This is a genomic window from Streptococcus equi subsp. zooepidemicus, from assembly GCF_015689395.1.
In the GTDB taxonomy this organism is placed as follows: Bacteria; Bacillota; Bacilli; order Lactobacillales; family Streptococcaceae; genus Streptococcus; species Streptococcus equi.
This window is the reverse complement of the sequence record NZ_CP065054.1, coordinates 496,594-517,449: the sequence shown is the minus strand read 5'-3', so window position 1 is coordinate 517,449 and position 20,856 is coordinate 496,594. Positions and strand designations below refer to the sequence as shown.

Annotated in this window: 20 protein-coding genes, 1 tRNA gene and 1 pseudogene; 2 read left to right on the top strand and 20 right to left on the bottom strand. The window is 42.5% G+C overall.

Annotation, left to right across the window (positions count from 1 at the left end; genetic code table 11):
* Positions 1-3: 3 nt before the first annotated feature.
* The 6 genes from lacF to lacA all read right to left on the bottom strand — a co-directional run bounded on the left by lacF (position 4) and on the right by lacA (position 4,345).
* Positions 4-315 (bottom strand): lactose-specific PTS transporter subunit IIA, encoded by a 312-nt coding sequence (lacF, locus tag I2432_RS02570; protein WP_012515107.1) that lies wholly within the window; start codon positions 313-315, stop codon positions 4-6.
* A gap of 10 nt (positions 316-325) precedes the next feature.
* A complete protein-coding gene (locus tag I2432_RS02565; protein ID WP_043030517.1) occupies positions 326-1,156 on the bottom strand; it encodes a PRD domain-containing protein in 831 nt (276 codons plus the stop codon).
* Between the two features lie 297 nt (positions 1,157-1,453).
* Complete coding sequence (lacD, locus tag I2432_RS02560) at positions 1,454-2,446, bottom strand: tagatose-bisphosphate aldolase (RefSeq protein WP_206156393.1); 993 nt, start codon at positions 2,444-2,446, stop codon at positions 1,454-1,456.
* 1 nt (position 2,447) lies between these two features.
* On the bottom strand, positions 2,448-3,380 hold the full coding sequence (locus I2432_RS02555; RefSeq protein ID WP_043983772.1) for a tagatose-6-phosphate kinase: 933 nt from the start codon (positions 3,378-3,380) through the stop codon (positions 2,448-2,450).
* A gap of 8 nt (positions 3,381-3,388) precedes the next feature.
* On the bottom strand, positions 3,389-3,904 hold the full coding sequence (lacB, locus tag I2432_RS02550; RefSeq protein WP_043983773.1) for a galactose-6-phosphate isomerase subunit LacB: 516 nt from the start codon (positions 3,902-3,904) through the stop codon (positions 3,389-3,391).
* 15 nt (positions 3,905-3,919) lie between these two features.
* Positions 3,920-4,345: a galactose-6-phosphate isomerase subunit LacA gene (gene lacA / locus I2432_RS02545; RefSeq protein ID WP_012515101.1), complete on the bottom strand. Its 426-nt coding sequence runs from the start codon at positions 4,343-4,345 to the stop codon at positions 3,920-3,922.
* A 201-nt stretch (positions 4,346-4,546) separates the two neighbouring features.
* Here lacA and I2432_RS02540 point away from each other — a divergent pair, with 201 nt between their 5' ends.
* Entirely contained in the window at positions 4,547-5,329 is a 783-nt protein-coding gene (locus I2432_RS02540) for a DeoR/GlpR family DNA-binding transcription regulator (protein ID WP_206156394.1), read from the top strand.
* Positions 5,330-5,744: 415 nt separating this feature from the next.
* Here I2432_RS02540 and I2432_RS02535 read toward each other — a convergent pair whose 3' ends face one another.
* From I2432_RS02535 to I2432_RS02520, 4 genes are all read right to left on the bottom strand, one after another.
* A complete protein-coding gene (locus tag I2432_RS02535) occupies positions 5,745-6,296 on the bottom strand; it encodes a LemA family protein (RefSeq protein ID WP_038674501.1) in 552 nt (183 codons plus the stop codon).
* Between the two features lie 12 nt (positions 6,297-6,308).
* Positions 6,309-7,259 (bottom strand): DUF3137 domain-containing protein, encoded by a 951-nt coding sequence (locus tag I2432_RS02530; RefSeq protein WP_043983774.1) that lies wholly within the window; start codon positions 7,257-7,259, stop codon positions 6,309-6,311.
* A gap of 869 nt (positions 7,260-8,128) precedes the next feature.
* Positions 8,129-10,360: a heavy metal translocating P-type ATPase gene (locus I2432_RS02525; RefSeq protein WP_043983775.1), complete on the bottom strand. Its 2,232-nt coding sequence runs from the start codon at positions 10,358-10,360 to the stop codon at positions 8,129-8,131.
* Positions 10,360-10,794 carry a CopY/TcrY family copper transport repressor gene (locus I2432_RS02520; RefSeq protein ID WP_206156396.1) on the bottom strand — a complete coding sequence of 145 codons (435 nt, stop codon included), beginning with the start codon at positions 10,792-10,794 and terminating at the stop codon, positions 10,360-10,362. The genes I2432_RS02525 and I2432_RS02520 overlap by 1 nt, the downstream gene beginning before the upstream one ends.
* A 229-nt stretch (positions 10,795-11,023) precedes the next feature.
* On the opposite strand from I2432_RS02520, the gene I2432_RS02515 reads away from it, so the two are divergent.
* Entirely contained in the window at positions 11,024-12,055 is a 1,032-nt protein-coding gene (locus I2432_RS02515) for an alpha/beta hydrolase fold domain-containing protein (protein ID WP_206156397.1), read from the top strand.
* A gap of 71 nt (positions 12,056-12,126) precedes the next feature.
* On the opposite strand, the gene rbfA is transcribed toward I2432_RS02515, so the two are convergent.
* The 10 genes and pseudogenes from rbfA to ccrZ all read right to left on the bottom strand — a co-directional run bounded on the left by rbfA (position 12,127) and on the right by ccrZ (position 20,851).
* Entirely contained in the window at positions 12,127-12,477 is a 351-nt protein-coding gene (gene rbfA, locus I2432_RS02510; protein ID WP_012515093.1) for a 30S ribosome-binding factor RbfA, read from the bottom strand.
* Between the two features lie 189 nt (positions 12,478-12,666).
* Positions 12,667-14,682, bottom strand: a complete 2,016-nt coding sequence (gene infB, locus I2432_RS02505) for a translation initiation factor IF-2 (RefSeq protein ID WP_373419095.1) — start codon at positions 14,680-14,682, stop codon at positions 12,667-12,669.
* Between the two features lie 68 nt (positions 14,683-14,750).
* Positions 14,751-15,546: pseudogene (locus I2432_RS10505) on the bottom strand (translation initiation factor IF-2 N-terminal domain-containing protein); the annotation flags it as partial.
* Between the two features lie 19 nt (positions 15,547-15,565).
* Positions 15,566-15,868 (bottom strand): YlxQ-related RNA-binding protein, encoded by a 303-nt coding sequence (locus I2432_RS02500; RefSeq protein WP_042670148.1) that lies wholly within the window; start codon positions 15,866-15,868, stop codon positions 15,566-15,568.
* Positions 15,861-16,157, bottom strand: a complete 297-nt coding sequence (gene rnpM, locus I2432_RS02495; RefSeq protein WP_012515089.1) for an RNase P modulator RnpM — start codon at positions 16,155-16,157, stop codon at positions 15,861-15,863. Before rnpM ends, I2432_RS02500 begins: the two co-directional genes overlap by 8 nt.
* Before the next feature lie 15 nt (positions 16,158-16,172).
* Positions 16,173-17,327, bottom strand: coding sequence for a transcription termination factor NusA (gene nusA, locus I2432_RS02490; RefSeq protein WP_012515088.1), 1,155 nt, complete (start codon positions 17,325-17,327; stop codon positions 16,173-16,175).
* Between the two features lie 109 nt (positions 17,328-17,436).
* Positions 17,437-17,919, bottom strand: a complete 483-nt coding sequence (gene rimP, locus I2432_RS02485) for a ribosome maturation factor RimP (RefSeq protein ID WP_042670147.1) — start codon at positions 17,917-17,919, stop codon at positions 17,437-17,439.
* A gap of 1,359 nt (positions 17,920-19,278) precedes the next feature.
* Positions 19,279-19,365 (bottom strand) — tRNA-Ser (locus I2432_RS02480).
* Positions 19,366-19,424: 59 nt separating this feature from the next.
* Positions 19,425-20,060 (bottom strand): tRNA (guanosine(46)-N7)-methyltransferase TrmB, encoded by a 636-nt coding sequence (gene trmB, locus I2432_RS02475; RefSeq protein ID WP_115250646.1) that lies wholly within the window; start codon positions 20,058-20,060, stop codon positions 19,425-19,427.
* On the bottom strand, positions 20,060-20,851 hold the full coding sequence (gene ccrZ, locus I2432_RS02470) for a cell cycle regulator CcrZ (RefSeq protein ID WP_012515084.1): 792 nt from the start codon (positions 20,849-20,851) through the stop codon (positions 20,060-20,062). Before ccrZ ends, trmB begins: the two co-directional genes overlap by 1 nt.
* Positions 20,852-20,856: the final 5 nt, after the last annotated feature.

The following is a 20,856-nucleotide window of genomic DNA, read 5'->3' as shown; positions in this document are numbered from 1 at the left end:
GTCTTATCCTCTCTTGTAAAGCTCAATAAGGTGCTTCATCATATCCTGCAGCAGCAAAGTCGTCATCAAATGGTCCTGTCCATGCATCAAGGTAACACTAAAGGCAATATCTGAGCCTGTCGCCTCCTCCTGCAAAAGACTCGTCTGCGCCTTATGCGCTTCTAAAATGGATTGATTGGCTGATTGACAAAGCGTCTCTGCCTTGTCATAATCGCCCTTTTTAGCGGCCTCTAAGGCCTCAATCAGCTTCGATCTGGCTTCACCAGCATAAGCAACAATTTCAAAACCAAGCATGGTTATCTCGTCTTTAGTCATTTTGTCTCCTTTATAGTAAGCGTTGAATATGGATTACAATATAGATTTTTTCAGACTCTACCAGCTCTTGACCTGTTAGATCTGTCATCAGCTGATAGATAGCACTGCCTATCTCATAGGCTCTTGGGTATTCCTTTTTGATTTGCTCCTCCAAGCTCCCCATAGCATGATAGCCTTGATTCTTACGGTCTAGCGACTGGATAAAATAGGTCAAGTGGATCATCAGTCGATCATAAAAATGACTGTTAGTGCTTGTTCGTGTGATCCCATTAGCCAGCAGGGCTGCTTCCACCTGATTAAGGAGCTTTTTGGTGCTGCTATGCTCTCGTTGAGGACTAGATTCCTCACCCTTAGCATTAATAAAATGCAGGGCAATCTTTGTCACCTCATCATCTGGAAAGGTTGTCCTTAGCCTTTGCCGAAACATCTCCAGAGCAGCCTGTGCCATCTCATATTCCTGACCAAATTCTTTAGAAATGTCAGGCAAGCGATTAACCGAATAGGTCCCCTTTTGCAGCATGTGATAAGCAGCATAGATATGATCGGTCAATGTCACATAAAGGTACTGCTGGACCGGGTAATGATAGGTCAAGACCAACCAATCAATCACATCATAGGTCACCGTAATGACATCTAACGGCACATCTTTTAGCAAGAGCAGTAAGTTTTCCCTTGCTTCATCATTTTTTAATAAAAATGTTTTTTCAACGGCTTCTTCTCGAATCAAGTCTCCTTTTTTCTTCTGAAAAGCAATTCCTGCCCCCATAACTACTGCCTGCTCGTTGGCAGCATTCTTAACCAAGGCGGCATTGTTATTCAATGGACGAATCAGTCGGAACATTCTTACCTCCTTTTTTAACATAAAAAGACCACAAACCAATCAGAAAAAAGCTCCCAATTCGTTTGCGGTCTTGCCTAAATCAGCTTTAGTCACAATCCACCATATACGATTGTCATTGTAATGCTATTATAAGGCATTATCCTAAAAATGTAAACCCTTTCTTCAATACTGCTATCACAACCAAGGTCTCACCTAGGGCTATTGCAGCCTCAGCTTCTTGGAAAAGTCTTACCATTTGATTAGGATAGGCTGTTACTGTCACAGCAATGTCCTGGCATTGCTTTTATCATGCCTTTACTAGGCTTCATCAAGAGTAAGCTTTGTTGTCCAAGGGCTGGCTGTTTTCTCAAGCACCTGATTGAGACGATCAATATTCTGAAATCCCTCTGTGCGAAGCCATTGACGCGCTGCCGCCTCGCCCTCTGACATGTACACCGCTACTGCTCCTGACCAGGTAGCCCGACCACATAGCACTCCATTAAACCTAGCTCCTGCCTCTGCCGCAAAAACCAAGGTCTCTTGAAACAGACTAGCTGATACACCCGCACTCAAATAAATATATGGCAAATGACTAGCAGACTCTTGATCACGAAAGGCTTGAATAGCCTCCTCTTTGCTGTAAACAGCCTCACCCTCTGCAAAGCCCTCAACATAGGCCATATTGACAGGAACCTCTACCTTTAGGACATCAACCCCAAAGCGCTCAGCTGAAAAGACCTTCATGGCCTCATTAACCTTGTGTGCCTTTAGCTTGGCAAAGGCTACACTCTGATTGTCTGTTATCACCTCATCATAGGTCAACAGCTCAAGGAAAAATGGTATCTCCTCTGCCTGACATTCTGAGCCGATACGCTCAATATAGGCCTGCTTTTGCTGGTTAATGTATTCATCTCCATCAACATCATAGTAAAGCAAGAACTTCACTGCGTCAGCCCCAGCCTCCTTGAGGCGCTTGACTGACCAATCCACCAGACAATCTGGCAGGCGGCTGGTGGTTGTCGTATCATAGCCAGTTTGTTCATAGGCTAATAATAAGCCAGACTTCTGATCACGCACCTTAGTGGCTGGCAGGCCATATTCAGGGTCAAGCAGGATAGAGGAGGCATAGGGGGTTAGCTCCTCTGATACCAGAGCCTTTAGGGCCTCGATTTGCCAAGGAGCAGGCTCTGTGTCTTGGTGGGTTGCCATCATGCGCTTCAAGGCACCGCGCTGATCAAAGGCCAAAGCCGAAATGATTCCCTTACGACTGACCTTTTCTAAATAAGCTTTTTTGTTTCTTGTTAATGTCATCTTATACCTCCTCTACTTGAATACGGTCAAATAGCTCATCAAAATGTGCCATATTCACATGACCTGTTCTTGTTTCTTGCGCATTTAACATGCCTAAAACATTGGCTTTTTTCAGAAGCGTCTCATCGTCATCTCCTTCTGCCAAAGCCCAAGCAATCCCTGCCACAGTAGCGTCACCAGATCCAACAGGATTGACTACCTCAATTTTAGGAATGGTAACACGGTAAAACCTGTTATGATGTTTGGCAAAGGCTCCTTGGGCACCAAGAGAAACAATAATCCATTCTATCCCTTCAAATAAAGGTTGACTCAACAGAGAGATTAAACGTTCCTCATCTAATGTGACAGGTTGGCCTATCAAATCCTCCAATTCTTCCAAATTGGGTTTGATAACAGTTGGTTTATCTTTGCTAGCCAGTACCGCTTTTAAAAGAGCACCAGAGCAATCTAAAACCACTTTGCTGCCATAGGCTCTCGCCATAGTAATCAAGTCTTGATAATAGTGAGCGGTCAGACCCTTAGGCAGACTGCCTGAAAAGGTTAAGACATCAAACTGCTTAGCAATAATACTCATGTGGTTCAAAAAGCCTTCAGCCTCGTCCATATCAATGTAGGGACCAGCTTCCAGAATTTCCGTCTGCATGCCTTCATGTAAAACAGCAATACAATTTCTCGTTTCCCCTTTGATTTTGAAGAATTGGTTAGAAATGCCCTGTTCTTGTAACTGATGAATGACAAAGTCACCCAGTTTCCCACCAATAAATCCTGTTGCCATAACTGACTGACCAGCTTCTGCTAACACTCTGGTCACATTCAGCCCCTTGCCGCCAGCTGTTTTTTGAACCGCTTCCACGCGGTTTACCCGATCCAAGGCTAAGGCCTCCAAAGGATAGGAAATATCAATAGAAGGATTTAAGGTTACTGTTAAAATCATATGCTCTCCTAATCCTGGTAGTCACCGCGATCCCATTTGTCCAGAAATTCGTTGAAAAAGTCAGGATCCTCTTGATTGACGTGCTGTGTCTCTAAATGAGCTATTTTAGCAAGCAGCTTTTTATTGTCATCAGTTTCCCTATAATCTGCCTTGATAAAAGCATCAATAATATCACACATTAAAAGCTCGCCTGTGATTTTACCGCCAAAGCCTATGACATTTGCATTGAGCTCCTCTTTTGCATACAGTGCTGTTGTCATATCCCTAACAAGCGCTGAGCGAATGCCAGGAACCTTGTTGACAGCATTAGTGATCCCAACACCAGTGCCACAGATACAGACACCAAGATCAGCTCGGCCATTGGCGACAGCCTCACCAACCCTTTTCCCAAAAATCGGGTAATGGGTGCGGGTATGGTCATAGGTCCCACAGTCAATCACCTCATAGCCCTTTGATTTCAAAAAATCTGAAACAGCCATTTTTTCATTCGTCACAATATGGTCACAGCCAATAGCAATTTTCATGATATCTTCCCTTCGTTAAGCCATTTTATTGAGCATGTCTACACGTATTTGATGGCGTCCGCCATCGTAGCTGCCGACCACAAAAGCCTTAGCAATGTTTTTTGCCAGCTCCTCACCAACAATCCTTGCACCAAGGGTAATCATACGAGCATTATTGTGGCCACGTGTCATGTAGGCAGAGCGCTCATCAGAAACCTCTGCTGCTATCATGCCTTTTAGCTTGGTCGCCACCATAAATGGGCCTGCACCATAAGCATCGACCATAATACCAAGATTAGTGTCCTTATCATTGACCGCCTGAGCAACTGCCAAGGTATTGTCAATAAAATCCTTATCTATGTCTGTCACGTCTGTCACATCAAAGCCTTCCTGCTGAAGAAAGCTTTTAAGAACCTCTTTCAACTCATTGCCATGTGCATCTGCACCCAAAATAATAGCCATCACATCTCCTTTACATTTGATTAATTTTGTTCGATATTGTTTGTTAATCGTTTACAAGATTATTTTATATTAAAAACAAACATTTATCAACATATATTTTTGATATTTTTGTTTTATTTTTTTTGAATTTTGTTGCTTATTGAAAAAAACGATGCTTTGTGCTATCATTAACTAATCATATCCTAGATAAGGAGAGCGGTCATGCTTAAGCGTGAGAGACTGTTAAAAATCATTGAAAAGGTAAACGCCAACGGTATTATTACGGTTCACGATATCATTGAACAACTAAAGGTCTCAGATATGACAGCCAGACGAGATTTAGATGAGCTAGAAAAAGCCGGAAAATTAGTCCGCATTCATGGTGGTGCCCAAAGCATTGCTATGCCTCAAAAGCTCGAGCGGTCAAATACTGAGAAATTAACCGTACAAATTGAAGAAAAAAAAGAAATTGCTAGGTATGCCAGCCAGCTCATTAACGATGGCGAGACCATTTTTATAGGTCCCGGAACGACCTTAGAATGCTTGGCTGAGGCTCTAGTCAATCGCCACATACGGATTATTACCAACAGCCTGCCTGTTTTTACGATTCTTAATAAAAGCAAAACTGTTGATCTCATTCTTATCGGTGGTGAGTATCGAGCTATTACAGGTGCCTTTGTTGGTAGTCTTGCCAGTCAAACCATCTTATCCTTGAAGTTTGCCAAGGCCTTCATCAGCTGCAACGGTATTTATAAAAATGACATTGCCACCTACAGTGAAAACGAAGGGGTTATTCAGCGCCTAGCCTGTGACAATGCCATCGAAAAATACCTGCTCGCTGACAACCAAAAGTTTAACGCCTATGACTTTTACAGCTTTTATCACCTTGACAATATCGACGCCATTATCACCGACTCCAAGGTTAGTGACAGCGTTAAGGAGCGTTACCGTCAATTTGCCAAGCTCTTGGTCGCAAGGCCAGCTGACAATCAGGTCAGCAGCTAGACAGCCTACCTCTCTATCTGTTTCCACCATGAGTCCAGCAGGTAAACAAAGCCATCAAACGAAATAGCACCATAAAAGCGCATGAAACCACTAATATTGCAATGGGGCTTCATGCCTTTTTTAACTTGTCACACGTTAAGCAAAGCAAAAAGAGGCTAGGACAAAAATCCTTCCTCTTTTAAAATCGTCAAACTATAGAGTTGATTGGAGGGCTCTTAGCCCTCATTTTTCAAGCGATGTGGCCTTTTTAATCAGCTGCTCGAGGGTGGATAACCTAATCAACATCGCCAGGTCATGACGATTGAATGGTTATTCCACTCTTTTTCTACGCTGAGGGCTGTGAAAGGGCTCATACGACAGCTTAGCCGCTTTCTAACAGCTATTTACCTACCTCACCTCTTAACGAGCAGACAGCCTAAATGGTATAGTCCAGCTGATCAAGACTCTTTTTATGGTCAAGGTCAATATCAAGAAAGGTCATCTGCTTGACATTGATAAGGCTGGCTACAATTGATACCGGAAAAGCAACCACCGCTTGATTGAAGAGACTAATATTACTATTGACAATGCGTTTTGCTGCTGCCAAGGCTGCATTTTCCTTAGCAATCTCATTTTGCAGGCTCAAAAACTGCTCAGAGGAGCGCATTTCCGGATAAGCCTCTCCTACAGCAAAAACCTCATTCAAGGCCTGCTCCTGTGTCCTCATCACATCATTTGTTTCCTCCAAGGAAAGCCCCTGACGCAGCTTCACGAGTTCAGTAAAGACCTTTTCCTCATGCTTGGCATAGGACTTAGCGATTTTTAGCATTTCCGAAATGGTATCATATCTCTTCTCAAGAGCAATATCGACATTTCGTTTAGACTCCTCTATAACGATTCGATACCTTTCTAATTTGTTTCTCACTCCAATAAGCCATAGTATAGTCATGCAAAGAATAAGTGTTAACATAGATGACGTCACTGACATAAAAAAGCCTCCTTAAAGCTGATGATTTAGTGTATCCAACAAGCGGTACATCTTAACAAGCTTGTCTTGAATGTTTTCATATTCGCTACTTAACGCTAGCTTTTCAATAGCCCCTCTAGAGCTAGGGGTTTTCAAGAGCTGTTGACCGGAATAGAAGGACACAACAACAGTATCACCATTCATATAAACTGCTACAGGCATCTCCTCTCTCCATTCATCAAGCACTGCCAGCATATAAGGATTTAAGAGCATTCTAGCGCTTAATTCATCTGTGCAGTACACATTGTACGTTTCATTAAAGCGAATGTCCTCCATTTCCAGCTGCACCTCACCCTTTAGCTTAGCCTTGTAGCCACTATGGACCTTTTCTCTGCCCAAAAAGCCCTTTTGAGTCGGCACAATTCTAATATAACCCTTGATAGCTGTATAATATTTAGCCAGCAGCACCTGTCCGTTAAAATCAGTGACCCGATGCCAGTTATCATCCTCATTTTCCTCATGGTAGGCATAAAGATTGCAAAATTCTGTCTGCATGTCATCTCCAAAAATAATATGGCAATTACTGTCATACCATCTGGAGGACGGTGTTGCAAGCTTTAGTAAGGAGAGCTCAATCCCTGAATAGTAATCTATCTTGACATCTGGCAGGGCCTCCTGTAAAACAGGCAGCAAAAAGTGATCCACATAGGAGAGCTCATTTGCTGTTTTGAATGTTTTCAGCCGCGGCCAAACCAAGCCCCCCACAAAGATAATGAGAAATAAGGCAAGAGATCGGTCAACCATGCCATACAAGATGATTGCGCCTATCACCATTGTCAGCCAGCCCAGATTATTCTTTCTAGCATTTCCACTCATATCGCTTTTAATTTGCTCCAGCTTTTGGTGATGCTCAGGCGAAGCTTCTATAGCTCTAATCTTCTCCAAAACAATAGGATCTGTCAATCGCTTAGTATTTTCGTTCATCTCACTTACTCCAGATACTTCTCCATCAGCAGCTCTCAGCTGCTCTTGATAACACCAGTCACTTTATGCTTTTGCTTAACCTATAAATGACAATTGAGTTACAGCTAATTTATAATATTATACCATTTTTAAACTATTTTTTCTATCATTAGATTTAAATGACGCTCAATAACAACCACATAATGTTAATATAGGCATCATTGTGCTCTTTTTTACCTAATCATGTTGTGAGCAATACCCCTGCTTATCAGGGAAGCCATAAAGGCCTCTATGAGATCAAGACTATCAGCGCCAGCCCTTCTTTTGGAGTCACTATTCAGCTTGTTCTTCGCATGCTGTCTTTGCCTGACCATGATTCAGCTGCTCTTTTTGATTGCTTGTTATGCTCTCTTTTTCCGTCTCATGCTGAGCAAGAAAAAACAGCAAACCCTTGCTTGGTTTACTGCTCTTCTGTTGATATTAGTCCAAAAATAAGCTGGGAGCTAATGACACCCTATTAACTCATAAAGCCTGTTATCCTTTCTTTGTCATAGAACAATTCACTTAGTCTATTCTCAATCAAAATACGAAGCCTGCTTAAACCGTCTTCTCATATTAACAGCTAAAAAGTGGTGTCAATATGAAGAAACCTATGATCGGTAACAATAATAGCACCTTTAAATCTCTCAGCGATAATGTAAGGTTATCCTATACCTGTCATATTTTTCGGTGCTATTTGCCATATCAGGTTGCTATAGCACTTGGTGGCTTCTGGTAGCCTTAACCAATAAATGATCTGCTTTTTTATTCCTGCTCTTTGTTTTGCTTATGCCTTTTGTCGGCGCAGGCCTTTAGCTTTACTATACTGACGGTAAGGTCGGTGAGAGCCTTTACCATTTTTGATGCCTTAATCGCAAAGCATTTAATACCACTGATATTGAGCTAAGGCTCATGGCAAAGCCAGCCAGCATTGGGTTTAATAGAGGGCCGCCAAATATGTGAAGAGCTCCCATAGCAATAGGGATCATTAAGCTATTGTAGATAAAGGCCCAAAATAAATTTTGCTTAACTACTCTGATGGTTTGAAGACTAAGCTCCAAGCAGTCAACCACATCTAACAATGACGATGTCATCAGAATAATATCCGCTGCCTCAATAGCAATATCCGTCCCAGAGCCAATCGAGATACCAACATCGGCTAAGGTCAAGGCAGGTGCGTCATTAATCCCATCACCAACCATCGCAACCAGCTGCCCACTAGCCTTCAAATCAGCAATAACCTGCGCCTTTTGAGCAGGTAAGACTTGACTAAAGACCTGATCAATCCCTACCTCATCAGCAATCGCTCGAGCAGTTATAGCATGATCACCTGTTAGCATAACCGTTTGAAGGCCCAAATCCTGCAAGGCTTTTACTGTTGCTCTGCTATCTGCTTTTATCCTATCGGCAACGATAAATAAGGCACATAACTGACCATCTTTGGCATAATAGATAACAGTTTGCCCCTTTGAAGCAGCTTGCTCAGCATAGGCTTGAGCAGCACTTATCGCAATCCCCTGCTGCACCATCAGCTGACTATTACCAACAGCCAAGCGGTGCTGATCAATGGATCCAGTAACACCTAAGCCAACAAACGATTGAAAGTCTGTCACCGTTAACAGGTCATAGTCCTGATCACGTGCTGCCTTAACAATCGCCTCTCCTAAAGGGTGCTGCGAATACTGTTCTAAGGAAGCAACCTCTTGAAGAGCCTGCTCTTTATCAGCAGCAAGAAGGACGATATGCTGCAATTGAGCCTTTCCTTGCGTCAATGTGCCTGTTTTATCAAACACAATCGTCTGCACCTGATAAGTCTTTTCTAAAATATCTCCTCCCTTAAAGAGAATCCCTTGCTCAGCTGCACGACCTGAGCCAACCATGATGGCAGTGGGAGTTGCTAGCCCCAAAGCACAAGGACAAGCAATGATCAACACAGCAGTAGCCACTGTCAAAGCAAAATCAAGGCTTTCTCTCATAACAAAGAACCAAAAAAGAAAGCTCAGCAGGGATAAGCCTAATACGATAGGGACAAAAACACCAGATACCCTATCAGCAATCGCAGCAATCGGAGCCTTAGTCTGCTGTGCACGCTCTACTAGCTGAATGATTTGCGCTAGCAACGTATCCTGCCCAAGCCTAGATGGCTGAACCTTTAGAGCTCCTTGGCCATTGATGGTACCAGCAAATACATGATCACCAGCCTGCTTATCCACTGGTAGGCTCTCTCCTGTCAGCATGGACTCATCAACAGCAGATTGTCCGTCTAGTATCAGCCCATCAATAGCGACCCTTTCGCCTGGTTGAATAAAGCAAATATCCTCACTCGTCACCTGCTCTAAAGGAATCAGCTGGATCTCTCCTTGACGAATAACCCTGACATCATTGACCGTTAAGGACAGCAGCTTTTGAATAGCTTGCGAGGCTCGCCCCTTTGTGCGGCTCTCCAGATAGCTGCCAAGGGTAATCAGGGTCAAAATAACCACGACAGATTCAAAATAAAGCTGATGAACAAACGAGTCCATTCCAGTCACAATCTTAAAGAAGCTATAAGCACTGTAGCTAAAAGCAAAACTAGTGGCTAATGCCACAAGCGAATCCATATTAGGGTGTTTCTTTACCAGTGCCTTAAAGCCATTTACATAGTACTGCCGATTCAAGAAAAGGACAGGCAGGGTCAGCAAAAGCTGAACAAGACCATAGCTTATCGCATGCAAACGAGGAGATAGGGCATCAGGCAGCCACAAGCCAAGCATAGGCCCCATTGACAGGTAGACCAGCGGCAGACTGAACAAAGCAGACCAGACAAAACGATACCAAGTCTGATGCGCCTGCTCCTCTAGACGGTCCATTTGTCCCCTCACATCAGTCTCATCAAGCAGCTCTGCCTTATAGCCTGCATCTCTTACAGCCTGAATAATCTCTGCTGAGGTCAACCTAGCAGCCAAGTAAGTTACTGACAGCTTTTCAGTTGTCACATTAACCACCACGTCCTCAACACCTGGTAATTGCTTAACCGCCTGTTCAATCGCTAGCGCACAGGAGGTGCAATGCATGCCCTCTAGCATAAAGGTTTCTTTAGCCATTAATGTTCCTCCTTTTTCTGACAATAACATTGCCCCGGTAAGCAATGACACAAAACATCAGGTACCGCTTGCGCTGCTTTAGCTTCCAATAATACTTGAAAGTTCTGAATATCCTCCAAGGTCATCGGGGTTTCCTTGAGTAAGGCTAGCAGCAGATGACTATGGTGACGCTGACACATGCCATCAAGCCTCTCACGTAAGATCGCAAGCTCTAGCCTATCCTGATCAAGCAAGGACTGGTAAATATAGGACCGTCCCTGTCTATCAGCCCTTAGGGCTTTTTTCTTAACCAAACGTCCAATCAAGGTCTTAACGGTAGAATCAGACCAGCGGTATTTTGCATGAAGAATAGCAATAATCTCAGAGCTCTTCATGTTCCCATTAGCCCAAACAACACGCATAACCTCCCATTCTGCATCAGATATTGTATCCACATCACTACCTCTCTTTCATCTGTAGTTTTACTAAGTATAGCTTATTTGTTTACATTTGTAAACAAATAATAACTAAAAAAGGTCTCTTTATGAGAAACAGCGTCAAAAAAAGACTGACAGCTAAAGTCAGCAGCTAGCTTTTAATAGTCTGAGCTTTCTGGTCTTATCTGATTAACTTTATATTGACAAAATGAGTCCTTGTATATTACTATATGACAGTAATACTGTAATGATTAAGGAGAAAACATTGACATATCTTAAAAGACAGCTAATCCTACTGGTCCTTCTACTCACAGCTATAGGTAGCCAAACAGTCGTTCAAGCCAGCACGCGATCCTGGAAAAGTTGGTTTATCGAACAATATTTTTGGCTTAAACGAGACAAAAGCTATTATGCCGAGCAAGATGAGAATACCTTCTACAACTACGTCAAGTCAGCCGGTGAAAAGAGCAATCAAGGCTTTAATCTCACTCAAAATGAGGTCAACGGAGAGTTAAAGACAGAGCGCAGAGACAACATGCAGGTTCACAGCTGGAATGAAAAACCTAATAAATCATCAGATCAAAAGGTCATTCTCTACCTGCATGGTGGCTCCTACCTAAACAACCCGACCTCATACCATATTGACATGCTCAAAACCTTGTCAACTAGCCTTGATGCTAAGATTGTATTGCCCATTTATCCAAAGGCTCCGACCTATACCTATGATGTCGCTATGCCAAGATTAGTTAGTCTTTATCAGGATATTCTAAAAAGCACTAGCCCTCAAAACATCACTATCATGGGAGACTCTGCTGGTGGTGGCTTGGCACTGGGACTTGCCCTAGCCTTAAAAACTGAGAATATCACTCAACCTAAGGACATTATCCTGCTTTCTCCTTGGCTTGATGTCACCCTATCTAATCCAGATATTCCAAAATACGAATCCTCTGACCCTATCTTGTCTGCCTGGGGGCTGCGGATCGTGGGCGATATCTGGGCACGACGTGGTGAAAACAACACTAAGCACCCCTACGTTAGCCCTATTTATGGCGATACAAGTGGACTAGCACCTATTACCATGTTTGTCGGAACTCACGAAATCTTTTACCCAGACATCACGAAATTTGATAAGATGTTGGCAGAAAGAAAGCATACACACCAGCTCTTTGTTGGAGAAGAGATGAACCATGTTTATCCTATTTACCCGATTGAAGAGGCCAAGACAGCACAATACCAAATCATTGATACCATAAAAAAAGAGTACGAACCCCAAAAATAATAATACAAAAATGCCTACCAGACTTGAGCTTTTTGCCAAAGCCTGGTAGGCATTTTCTGATCACAGCATGATTACTGTTTCTTTTCTAACTCACGAAGCAATTGATCAATTTTATTGCCATAGGCGATAGAATTGTCCTTTTCAAAAACCAAATCCGGAATTTTATACATGGTTAATTGCTTACCAAGCTCACGCTTAATGGTTCCTGTTGCTTTTTTTAGGCCTATTTCAGCCTTTTGATTGTCTGAAGCTAGGTCACTCATAATGGTATAGTAAACCTTAGCAACTGACAAATCGCCCAGCATTTGCACTTCTGTGATCGTAACACCCTGCACACGTGGATCACGAACCTTTTTGTGTAAAATCTCGTTGACCTCACGCTTGATTTCCATACCAACACGATCAATACGATGATTTGTCATGGCCCTTCCTTTCTATTGTCAAATAGTACAGACTCTTAATAGCCCAATAACAAGAGAAAAGCTTGATGACTTTCAAGCCTTTTTCTCTATTAGGCTGATGGCTATACTATTAATAGTGATTGTTCAAATCAGGTGGTGACATTGTCTATTGCCTTAGGACAAGGCTGTTTAAGCTACTAGCCACCACGACTATTTACGGATAATTTCTTCCATGACGTAAGCCTCAATGGTATCATCGACCTTAATGTCATTAAAGCCTTCAATCATCAAACCACCCTCTTGGGCATTACCAATCTCCTTAACATCGTCCTTATAATGCTTAAGACTGGCTAGCTTACCATCAAAGATAACCACGCTATCACGAATGACACGTACGCTTGAATCGCGCGTTACCTTACCATTAACAACCATAAAGCCTCCGATTGTCCCAACCTTAGAGACCTTAAAGGTTTCACGAATAATAGCCTCACCAAGAACTTTTTCTTGATACTCAGGGTCAAGCTTACCTTTCATGGCTTCCTCAACCTCTTCGATCACCTTATAGATAATGCTGTGCAAGCGAATCTCAACATCATCTGTATCAGCCTGCTGACGCGCCTGTGGTGTCGGACGCACATTGAAACCTATGATAACAGCGTTTGAAGCCTCTGCCAAGGTCACATCTGACTCATTGATAGCACCAACAGCAGAGTGAACAACATTCACTCGAACGCCCTCAACATCAATTTTAAGGAGTGAGGCTGCCAAAGCTTCCACAGAGCCCTGTACGTCTGCCTTGATGATTACGTTAACGGTTTTGATCTCCCCAGCCTTAAGGGTATCAAATAGATTATCAAGGCTGACACGTTGCGTGTTTTGACGTTGCTTGAGAAGGGCACGCTTAGCACGCTCCTCCCCTGCTGCACGCGCTGCTTTTTCATCAGCATAGACCGCAAAATGATCACCCGCCATAGGGGTTTCATTGAGACCAGTAATAGATACCGGTGTGGACGGCTCAGCTGATTTCACACGACGACCAAGGTCATTTGTCATGGCACGCACACGACCAAAGGTGTTTCCAACAACGATTGGATCCTGTACGTGTAGGGTTCCTTGTTGGACCAGAAGTGTCGCAACCGCACCCTTACCTTTGTCAAGTCTAGCCTCAATGACCGTACCAATCGCACGAACCGTAGGATCAGCCTTTAGCTCTTCAACCTCAGCTACCAAAAGCACTGTTTCTAGCAGCTCATCAATGTTTTTGTTAAATTTGGCAGAGATTTCAACAAACTCACACTCACCACCCCAAGCAGTTGAGATGATCCCATGCTCAGCCAATTCTGAAATAACACGCTCAGGATTAGCCCCTGGCTTGTCAATCTTGTTGATGGCAACGATAATTGGAACACCAGCCGCCTTAGAATGGTTAATAGCTTCAATGGTTTGTGGCATTACCCCGTCATCAGCAGCTACAATCAAAATGGTAATATCTGTCACTGACGCTCCACGTGCACGCATGCTTGTGAAGGCAGCATGTCCTGGTGTATCTAGGAAGGTAATCTTCTTGCCTGCCTCCTCAATCTGGTAAGCTCCAATATGCTGGGTGATCCCTCCTGCTTCTCCTGTTGCAACACGAGAATTTCTAAGGGTATCAAGCAGGGTCGTCTTACCATGATCGACGTGTCCCATAATGGTAACAACCGGTGCACGCTCAACAATATTCTCAGGATTAAGGTAGCTATCATCAGTAAAGAAGCGCTCAATATCAGCTTCATCAACCTCCACCTTGGCCTTAGCTTCAATGCCATAATCCACCATTAAGAGCTCAATGGTATCACCATCTAAGGATTGGTTTTGCGTTGCCATCACACCCATCATAAATAATTTCTTGACAATCTCAGCTGGCTCACGCTTGATCCGTTTTGCAATTTCAGCAACGGTCATTCCCTCTGAATATTCAAATTCTTTTGGTAGTTCATGGAATTTACGCTCTGTTACTGGTTTTGGAGCTGTGTTGCTATTCTTATGATGCTTACCTTTTTTGTTTTTCTTGTTGTTATTCCAGTTACTATTCTTTTGATTTCTCACTTGGTTTTGACTATTCCAACTCTTCTTATTTTTCTTTTGTCCATCTTCTAGGCCATGATCCCTATCATGCGCTTTGTCTGGACGATTTTGTTTTTTTCGACGCTTATCAACCGGTTTTGCTACCGGTGCAGCAGCTATACTAGCTACCGGCTCAGCTGGCTCAGTAGCCTTAGCTGGGGCTTCACGATGCTTTTTGTCCTCTGTCTGAGCCTTGAGGGCGGCTGCCTTAGCCTCTTGCCTTGCCTGCTGCTCTAAGCGCTTCGCCTCTTCTTGTTCACGAAAACGTGATTCCCTTTGTCTGGCATACTCTGCGTTTTGTTCAGCCTTTAAGGCAGCAGCACGCGCCTTAAAATCAATCTTAGGAGCACCGGCTTGGGTCTGCCCTTGACGTCCTGTATCCTGTTGACGACTATTAGCGTTAAAGGAACGGTTTTTGTCACGATTACCAGCTTGTCTATGCCCATCGTTTCGGTTATTTCCAGATGATGGCCTGTTATCAAAGCGTCTATCTCTTTGCTGATTTTGTGACTTGTGGCCAGCTCGCTCCGTCTGCTGACCTTGTGATCGTCCAAGTTGACGATAGTCTGACTTGCGGTCATTAGAGCGATTTTGCCCAGCCTGCCGTCTCGCTGCCTGCTCCTTGGCACGTGCTTCACGCTCTGCCTTGAAATTGCGGCTCTTTGGCTTAACAGCAACCGGCTGTGATGCTTCTTGTGTCGCAGCAGCTGGCTTTTCTGCTGCTTTAGAGGCTGCTGGCTGTGGTGTAGTGGCTTTAGCTGCTTTTGCTTTTTGTTCTGCTACTTGCTTGTCTTTTGCTGAACCTGCTTGACCATTCTTAGTCACACCTGCTGAAAAGCTAGAGGCAATTTTGTTAGCATCTGCTTCTTCAACGCTTGACGCATGGCTTTTGACATCTAATCCTAAGGATTTGGCACGCTCAACGACTTCTTTACTACTTTTGCCAATTTCCTTGGCAATTTCATGTAATCTTTTCTTTGACAATTTGTGTCCTCCTATTCGTCTATTTCATAAGAGTCCTCATTTTCTTTGAAAATCCAGCGTCTGCAATGGCAACCACCTTACGAGGCTTGCCAAGTGCAGCACTTAATTCCAGTGCACTAAACACTGTGGAGACTTCTACATTGTAATAATTACTTTTATCTGTTACTTTTTTAGTGATATTTGGGCCGGCATCATTGGCTAAAAAAACAAGATGGGCTTGCTGATGTCGAATAGCTTTGATGACCAATTCCTCACCTGAAATCACTTTTTTGGCCCGCTGAGCCAGTCCGATCAAATGAGATAATCTATTTAAACTATTCAAGGCCTAGCTCTCTTCTTTTAACTTTGTGATCAACATATGCAATCACTTCATCGTAAAAGCTCTCTGGAACCTCCATTGAGAAGCTACGATTAAAAACCTGCTTTTTCTTAGCCAGAAGTGCCTCTTGATTATCCAGCTTGATATAAGCACCACGCCCATTTTGCTTGCCGGTTGGATCAATAAAAATCTGCCCCTCCTTATTTTTGACAATACGAAGGAGGTCACGCTTATCAATGATCTCACCAGAAACAAGCGACTTACGTAAAGGTATTTTTTTTACTTTAGGCATAAAACACCTCTTTTCTTACACTTCCTCGTTGGTTAAGAGCTCCTCTGTAGCTACTGCTTCAGTCATTGCTGCTTCTTTTTCTGCTTCAAGGCGTTCATATTCACTGGCTGATTTGATGTCAATGCGATAGCCTGTCAAATGAGCTGCCAAACGAACGTTTTGACCACGACGGCCAATAGCAAGCGATAGCTTATTATCAGGCACCACCACAGTCGCACGCTTAAGATCGTCATCATCAAAGAGAACCATATCAACCTCAGCAGGTGCAATGGCATTGTAGATAAATTCAGCAGGGTCATCTACCCATTGGATAACGTCAATGTTTTCTTCTACTGGGATCTCAAGTCCTGTCTTAGCATCATAGCGCTTTGGATGGAATTTACTGATAACCTTTTTGATGTTGCTGCCGCCACGTCCAACGATCGTTCCAATCGCATCAACGTTTGGATTATGGCTACGCACAGCAACCTTAGTACGGTCACCTGCCTCACGAGAAACACTCATAATCTCAACAGTCCCGTCAAAAACCTCTGGAATTTCCTGTTCCATGATGCGCTTGATAAACTCAGGGTGACTACGACTAACAAAAACATTAACACCCTTTGGATTGTTTTCTACCTTGTAGACATAAACATCTATCCGATCATGTGACTTGAAGGTTTCTCCTGGTATTTGGTCCTGGTGTGAGAGCTGAGCCTCTAAGGAACCAAGGTTAACATAAATGAAACGTTGGTCAAAACGCTCAACCGTACCCGTCATGATTTCACCTTCATGCTGCTTGTACTCATTGAAGGTGATTTCTCGCATCTGACGACGCATCCTTTCCATAATGGTTTGCTTTGCAGACTGAGCAGCCACACGTCCAAACTCGCTGACTGATTCTTCAAAACGAATTTTATCTCCTAACTCATAGGCTGAGCTAATGGCAAGGGCATCGTTCAGGCTAATTTCCAGACGGCTATCAAATACCTCTTCAACAACCTCACGAACCGTAAAAACCTGAAAATCTGCTGTTTTATCATTAAATTCAATGACGCAGGATTCTGCTTGACCATAACGACGTTTATAAGCTGATTTCAGTGATTCAGTGACTGCCTCAATGATATCTGCCTTATCAATGTGTTTTTCTTCTTCCAAAATACGGAAGGCTTCTAGCATTTCTTTGCTCATAATGTTGTCTACCTTGCTCTCAAAGCTTGGTAAAAATCCTTTCTTATCTTATAAATTAATCCATTTAGGGCTTAGCCAACCGACTAAGACAGATCGCTCAGCAATTGCCTTATAATTTGACAGCTAAGCGAGCCTTAGCCACTGCTTGGTAAGGAATCTCAACTGTTTTGTGACGCGTCTTATCTAGATAATCAATGGTTAGGGTATCGCCATCAAAAGCCACTAAATCTCCTTGAAAAACCTTCACCTTATCAATTGCCCGATAAAGACTGACATTAATATATGAGCCTACCGCAGCCTTCAAGCTCTCAGCAGTCTTTAAAGGACGCTCTAGCCCAGGGCTGGAAACCTCCAGCATATACTGATCTGGAAAAGGGTCTGGAGAAATCGTATCTAAGAGTGGACTGATGAGCTCTGTGAGCTCAGCAGTATCCTCAACAGTAATCCCAGAAGCCTTATCAACTAAGATACTAAGGACATAATCACTGCCCATTTTGTCGTATTCGATGTCGACCAATTCATAGGGTGCTTTAATTACAGGTTCTACGGTTTGGGTAACAATATCAATAATAGCTGTGTTTGCGATGTTAATAACCTCCTTTACTGATGACTGCTATACCTCTATAGCCTTGTCCTCTTGATAATCAACACAAAAGTGGCGAGATATTTCTCACCACCCTTCTGTATTATTTTAACCTATTATACCACAATCAAAATGAATTGCAAGAAAATCCCTACTAAAAGTGTCAATAAGGCCTCAAAAATCCTATTTTTTAAAAGGAGAGGAGATCTTTAACCTTGCTTTTTTCTCTTTCCTTATCCCCTCTAACCTTTGTATTCATATGATAAAATATTAAAGGGTAAAAAAGACAACTAAAATAATATTTGCGGCTGCTTCATGGTCATTACCAAAACGAGAAAACCTCCCATCAGAACAGATCTATGCGTATGCGAGAGAGGCCATTGATAGTTATATAACATATTAGTATATTTGTATGATATATTATATTGTCAATGATTTTTACGTTATTTAATTATATTTAAATTAATATATATAAAATAAATATGTTTAGTGTTGTGATTTTTTTATAATCCTCAGCTCAATAACTAGCCCATTTTTTAATACGTAGGTACATGAAGTTAAATCATTTAATAAAGCTTAAATTAGTTCAATTTGTAATTTTAATACCACTATTTATGAGCTATATAAGTTTATATGAGGATATAATAAAAACTGTAATCTTTTTCATTGTATCATAAAAACGATTTCAAAAACAGACTCGTATTTCAAGTGACATTTGATATACTTGAAGATGAGAATACTGCTTGAGTGGAGGCATTGTAGGTCTAGTTCAACGTAAAGCAGCAGCGGAAATAGCGAAACTAATACTTAAAGTGGGCATCAAGAACGTAGCCCCTGCTGCAGCTGCAGCATCATTAATTTGGAGCTTTGGAAGGTGCATGTGGTTTTAATGTCAAAAAGATATAGTATTTGTATAACATTTCTTGTTATTATTTCGAGATTCATTTGGTTTGCCCTTACAGGAAGAGGTCCTTTTTATGACTTTACTGGGACTATATTTTTAGGAGTAGTGGTTTTACTAATTAGTCAAAAAGTATTGAAAAAATTAGAGCAACAAAATTATTAATCCGACAACAGCGAAGCGGAATGTGATATTATCGATATGTTCCATAAGATACTTTCTAATGAGATTGTTAGTGCTTCTCATGATAAGTCTTATGGGACTTTTTTGTACTCAAAAAGCCCTATCATTTCCATACTGGATAAATCCACTACAGAAATGATAGAGCCTAAAATATATGTTCACCAATTGGATAAGTTAAAAGAAAAAAAATGACCATCAGGTCAAAAGCATTTTTCAAAATCTCAAATTTGACGGGTGAAAAACGGGCGAAAACCCCGAAACCCTTGATATACCAAGAGGATATAAGGAGAGGAGGGGATTCGAACCCCCGAGCCCCGTTAAGGACTACACGCTTTCCAAGCGTGCGCACTCGGCCACTATGCGACCTCTCCAGATAAAAGGCTGATCAACTCAACCTCAATAGTGTATCATATTTTTGTCAAAATAGCCACTAGAATGTTGCTTCTAAGCGGTAAATAACCTGCCCCTTTTTAGCAAATCTAGCTTCATATTCGGTCATGACATTGTCTGGGTAATCACTAGCATGTAAGTCCAGCCAAACCTGCTTGAGTGTCATGCCATACTGTGAAAAGCTCGCTAGGCTATACTCAAATAAGCCACGATTATCTGTTTTAAAATGAATTTCACCATTTTCCGGCAAAATCTGCTTATAAGTGTCTAAAAAGGATTTGTAGGTTAGTCGACGCTTTTCATGCCTGCTTTTGGGCCAAGGATCTGAAAAATTCAAATACATCATATCAACCTCACCGGCATCGAAATAATTGGTCAGGCTTGACCCATCAACCCGCAAGAGCCTAACATTAGGAGCCTGAGAGGCTAGGACCTTATCTAACGCATAGCTCAGCACTGATAGCTGAATGTCAATGCCAATATAGTTGATCTCTGGGTTTTTCAACGCCATACCTGTGATAAAAGCTCCCTTGCCTGAGCCAACCTCAATATGGATCGGATGATCATTACCAAAGACCTCACACCAGCGCCCCTTAGCAGCCTCCGGCTCTAAAATGACATAGTGAGGATTGTTTTCCAAGTGCTCCTGCGCACCCTTTCGTTTTCTAACTCGCATTATTTCTTTCTAAACATTTCTCTAAATTTCCTAAGAGCGTAAATCTCTTGATTGACATGCTCCATATCTCTCTTATCAAAGCACCTTAAAATCTGAGTCAGATAGGAGAATTGAGCATACCAAATAATCTTTTGCATGACCTTATCATTATTTTTATAGCCATAATAGGATAGCCAGTCTGCCCATCGCGACCGAGGAATATAGTGGCTTAGCAAATAAGCCACATCATACATTCGATCTGTTAGGCGCACACAATCCCAGTCCACCAAAAAAATCATGCCACTGGTGGTAATCACCCAGTTGCTATGCTTGATATCACCATGTACAATCGTGGCCACCTCAGAGCGAAATTCAGGTAGGCTGCGCTTTAGCTCCTTGACGATAGCCTGTAAATAAGAATTCTGTTGAATTTGCAAAGGTGCATTTTGCTCAAAGTCTACTAAAAGGTCATAAGGATTTTCAATTTTATAGTTGAGCTGAAGCAATTGATTAACCAACTGCTTGGACTTGTGGAGGCGCAGCAGGATATGGACGATTTGCTTACTGTTCATATCTTCTCTAGTCAGGGTACGACCATTGAGCCACTCTTGAGCACTCATCATATCGCCATTCCCCATACGCTTTGCCCAAAGCAATTGTGGGGCAATCTGTTCCTTTGCTAAGGCAGGTAGGATTGGTGTTGTATTAAGCTTGATAAAGACGCTTTCGCCATTTGGATAGGTCCCTTTGTAGGCTTTGCCACTTTTTCCGCGCAAGGGAGTCAATACAAGATCCTGTTCGGTTGTTGTCACCTTAT

Excerpts from the sequence above, each read along its gene's own strand:
- lacF (WP_012515107.1), bottom strand. The coding sequence starts at position 315 with ATGACTAAAGACGAGATAACCATGCTTGGTTTTGAAATTGTTGCTTAT.
- I2432_RS02565 (WP_043030517.1), bottom strand. The coding sequence starts at position 1,156 with ATGTTCCGACTGATTCGTCCATTGAATAACAATGCCGCCTTGGTTAAG.
- lacD (WP_206156393.1), bottom strand. The coding sequence starts at position 2,446 with ATGACATTAACAAGAAACAAAAAAGCTTATTTAGAAAAGGTCAGTCGT.
- I2432_RS02555 (WP_043983772.1), bottom strand. The coding sequence starts at position 3,380 with ATGATTTTAACAGTAACCTTAAATCCTTCTATTGATATTTCCTATCCT.
- lacB (WP_043983773.1), bottom strand. The coding sequence starts at position 3,904 with ATGAAAATTGCTATTGGCTGTGACCATATTGTGACGAATGAAAAAATG.
- lacA (WP_012515101.1), bottom strand. The coding sequence starts at position 4,345 with ATGGCTATTATTTTGGGTGCAGATGCACATGGCAATGAGTTGAAAGAG.
- I2432_RS02540 (WP_206156394.1), top strand. The coding sequence starts at position 4,547 with ATGCTTAAGCGTGAGAGACTGTTAAAAATCATTGAAAAGGTAAACGCC.
- I2432_RS02535 (WP_038674501.1), bottom strand. The coding sequence starts at position 6,296 with ATGTCAGTGACGTCATCTATGTTAACACTTATTCTTTGCATGACTATA.
- I2432_RS02530 (WP_043983774.1), bottom strand. The coding sequence starts at position 7,259 with ATGAACGAAAATACTAAGCGATTGACAGATCCTATTGTTTTGGAGAAG.
- I2432_RS02525 (WP_043983775.1), bottom strand. The coding sequence starts at position 10,360 with ATGGCTAAAGAAACCTTTATGCTAGAGGGCATGCATTGCACCTCCTGT.
- I2432_RS02515 (WP_206156397.1), top strand. The coding sequence starts at position 11,024 with ATGATTAAGGAGAAAACATTGACATATCTTAAAAGACAGCTAATCCTA.
- rbfA (WP_012515093.1), bottom strand. The coding sequence starts at position 12,477 with ATGACAAATCATCGTATTGATCGTGTTGGTATGGAAATCAAGCGTGAG.
- rnpM (WP_012515089.1), bottom strand. The coding sequence starts at position 16,157 with ATGCCTAAAGTAAAAAAAATACCTTTACGTAAGTCGCTTGTTTCTGGT.
- nusA (WP_012515088.1), bottom strand. The coding sequence starts at position 17,327 with ATGAGCAAAGAAATGCTAGAAGCCTTCCGTATTTTGGAAGAAGAAAAA.
- trmB (WP_115250646.1), bottom strand. The coding sequence starts at position 20,060 with ATGCGAGTTAGAAAACGAAAGGGTGCGCAGGAGCACTTGGAAAACAAT.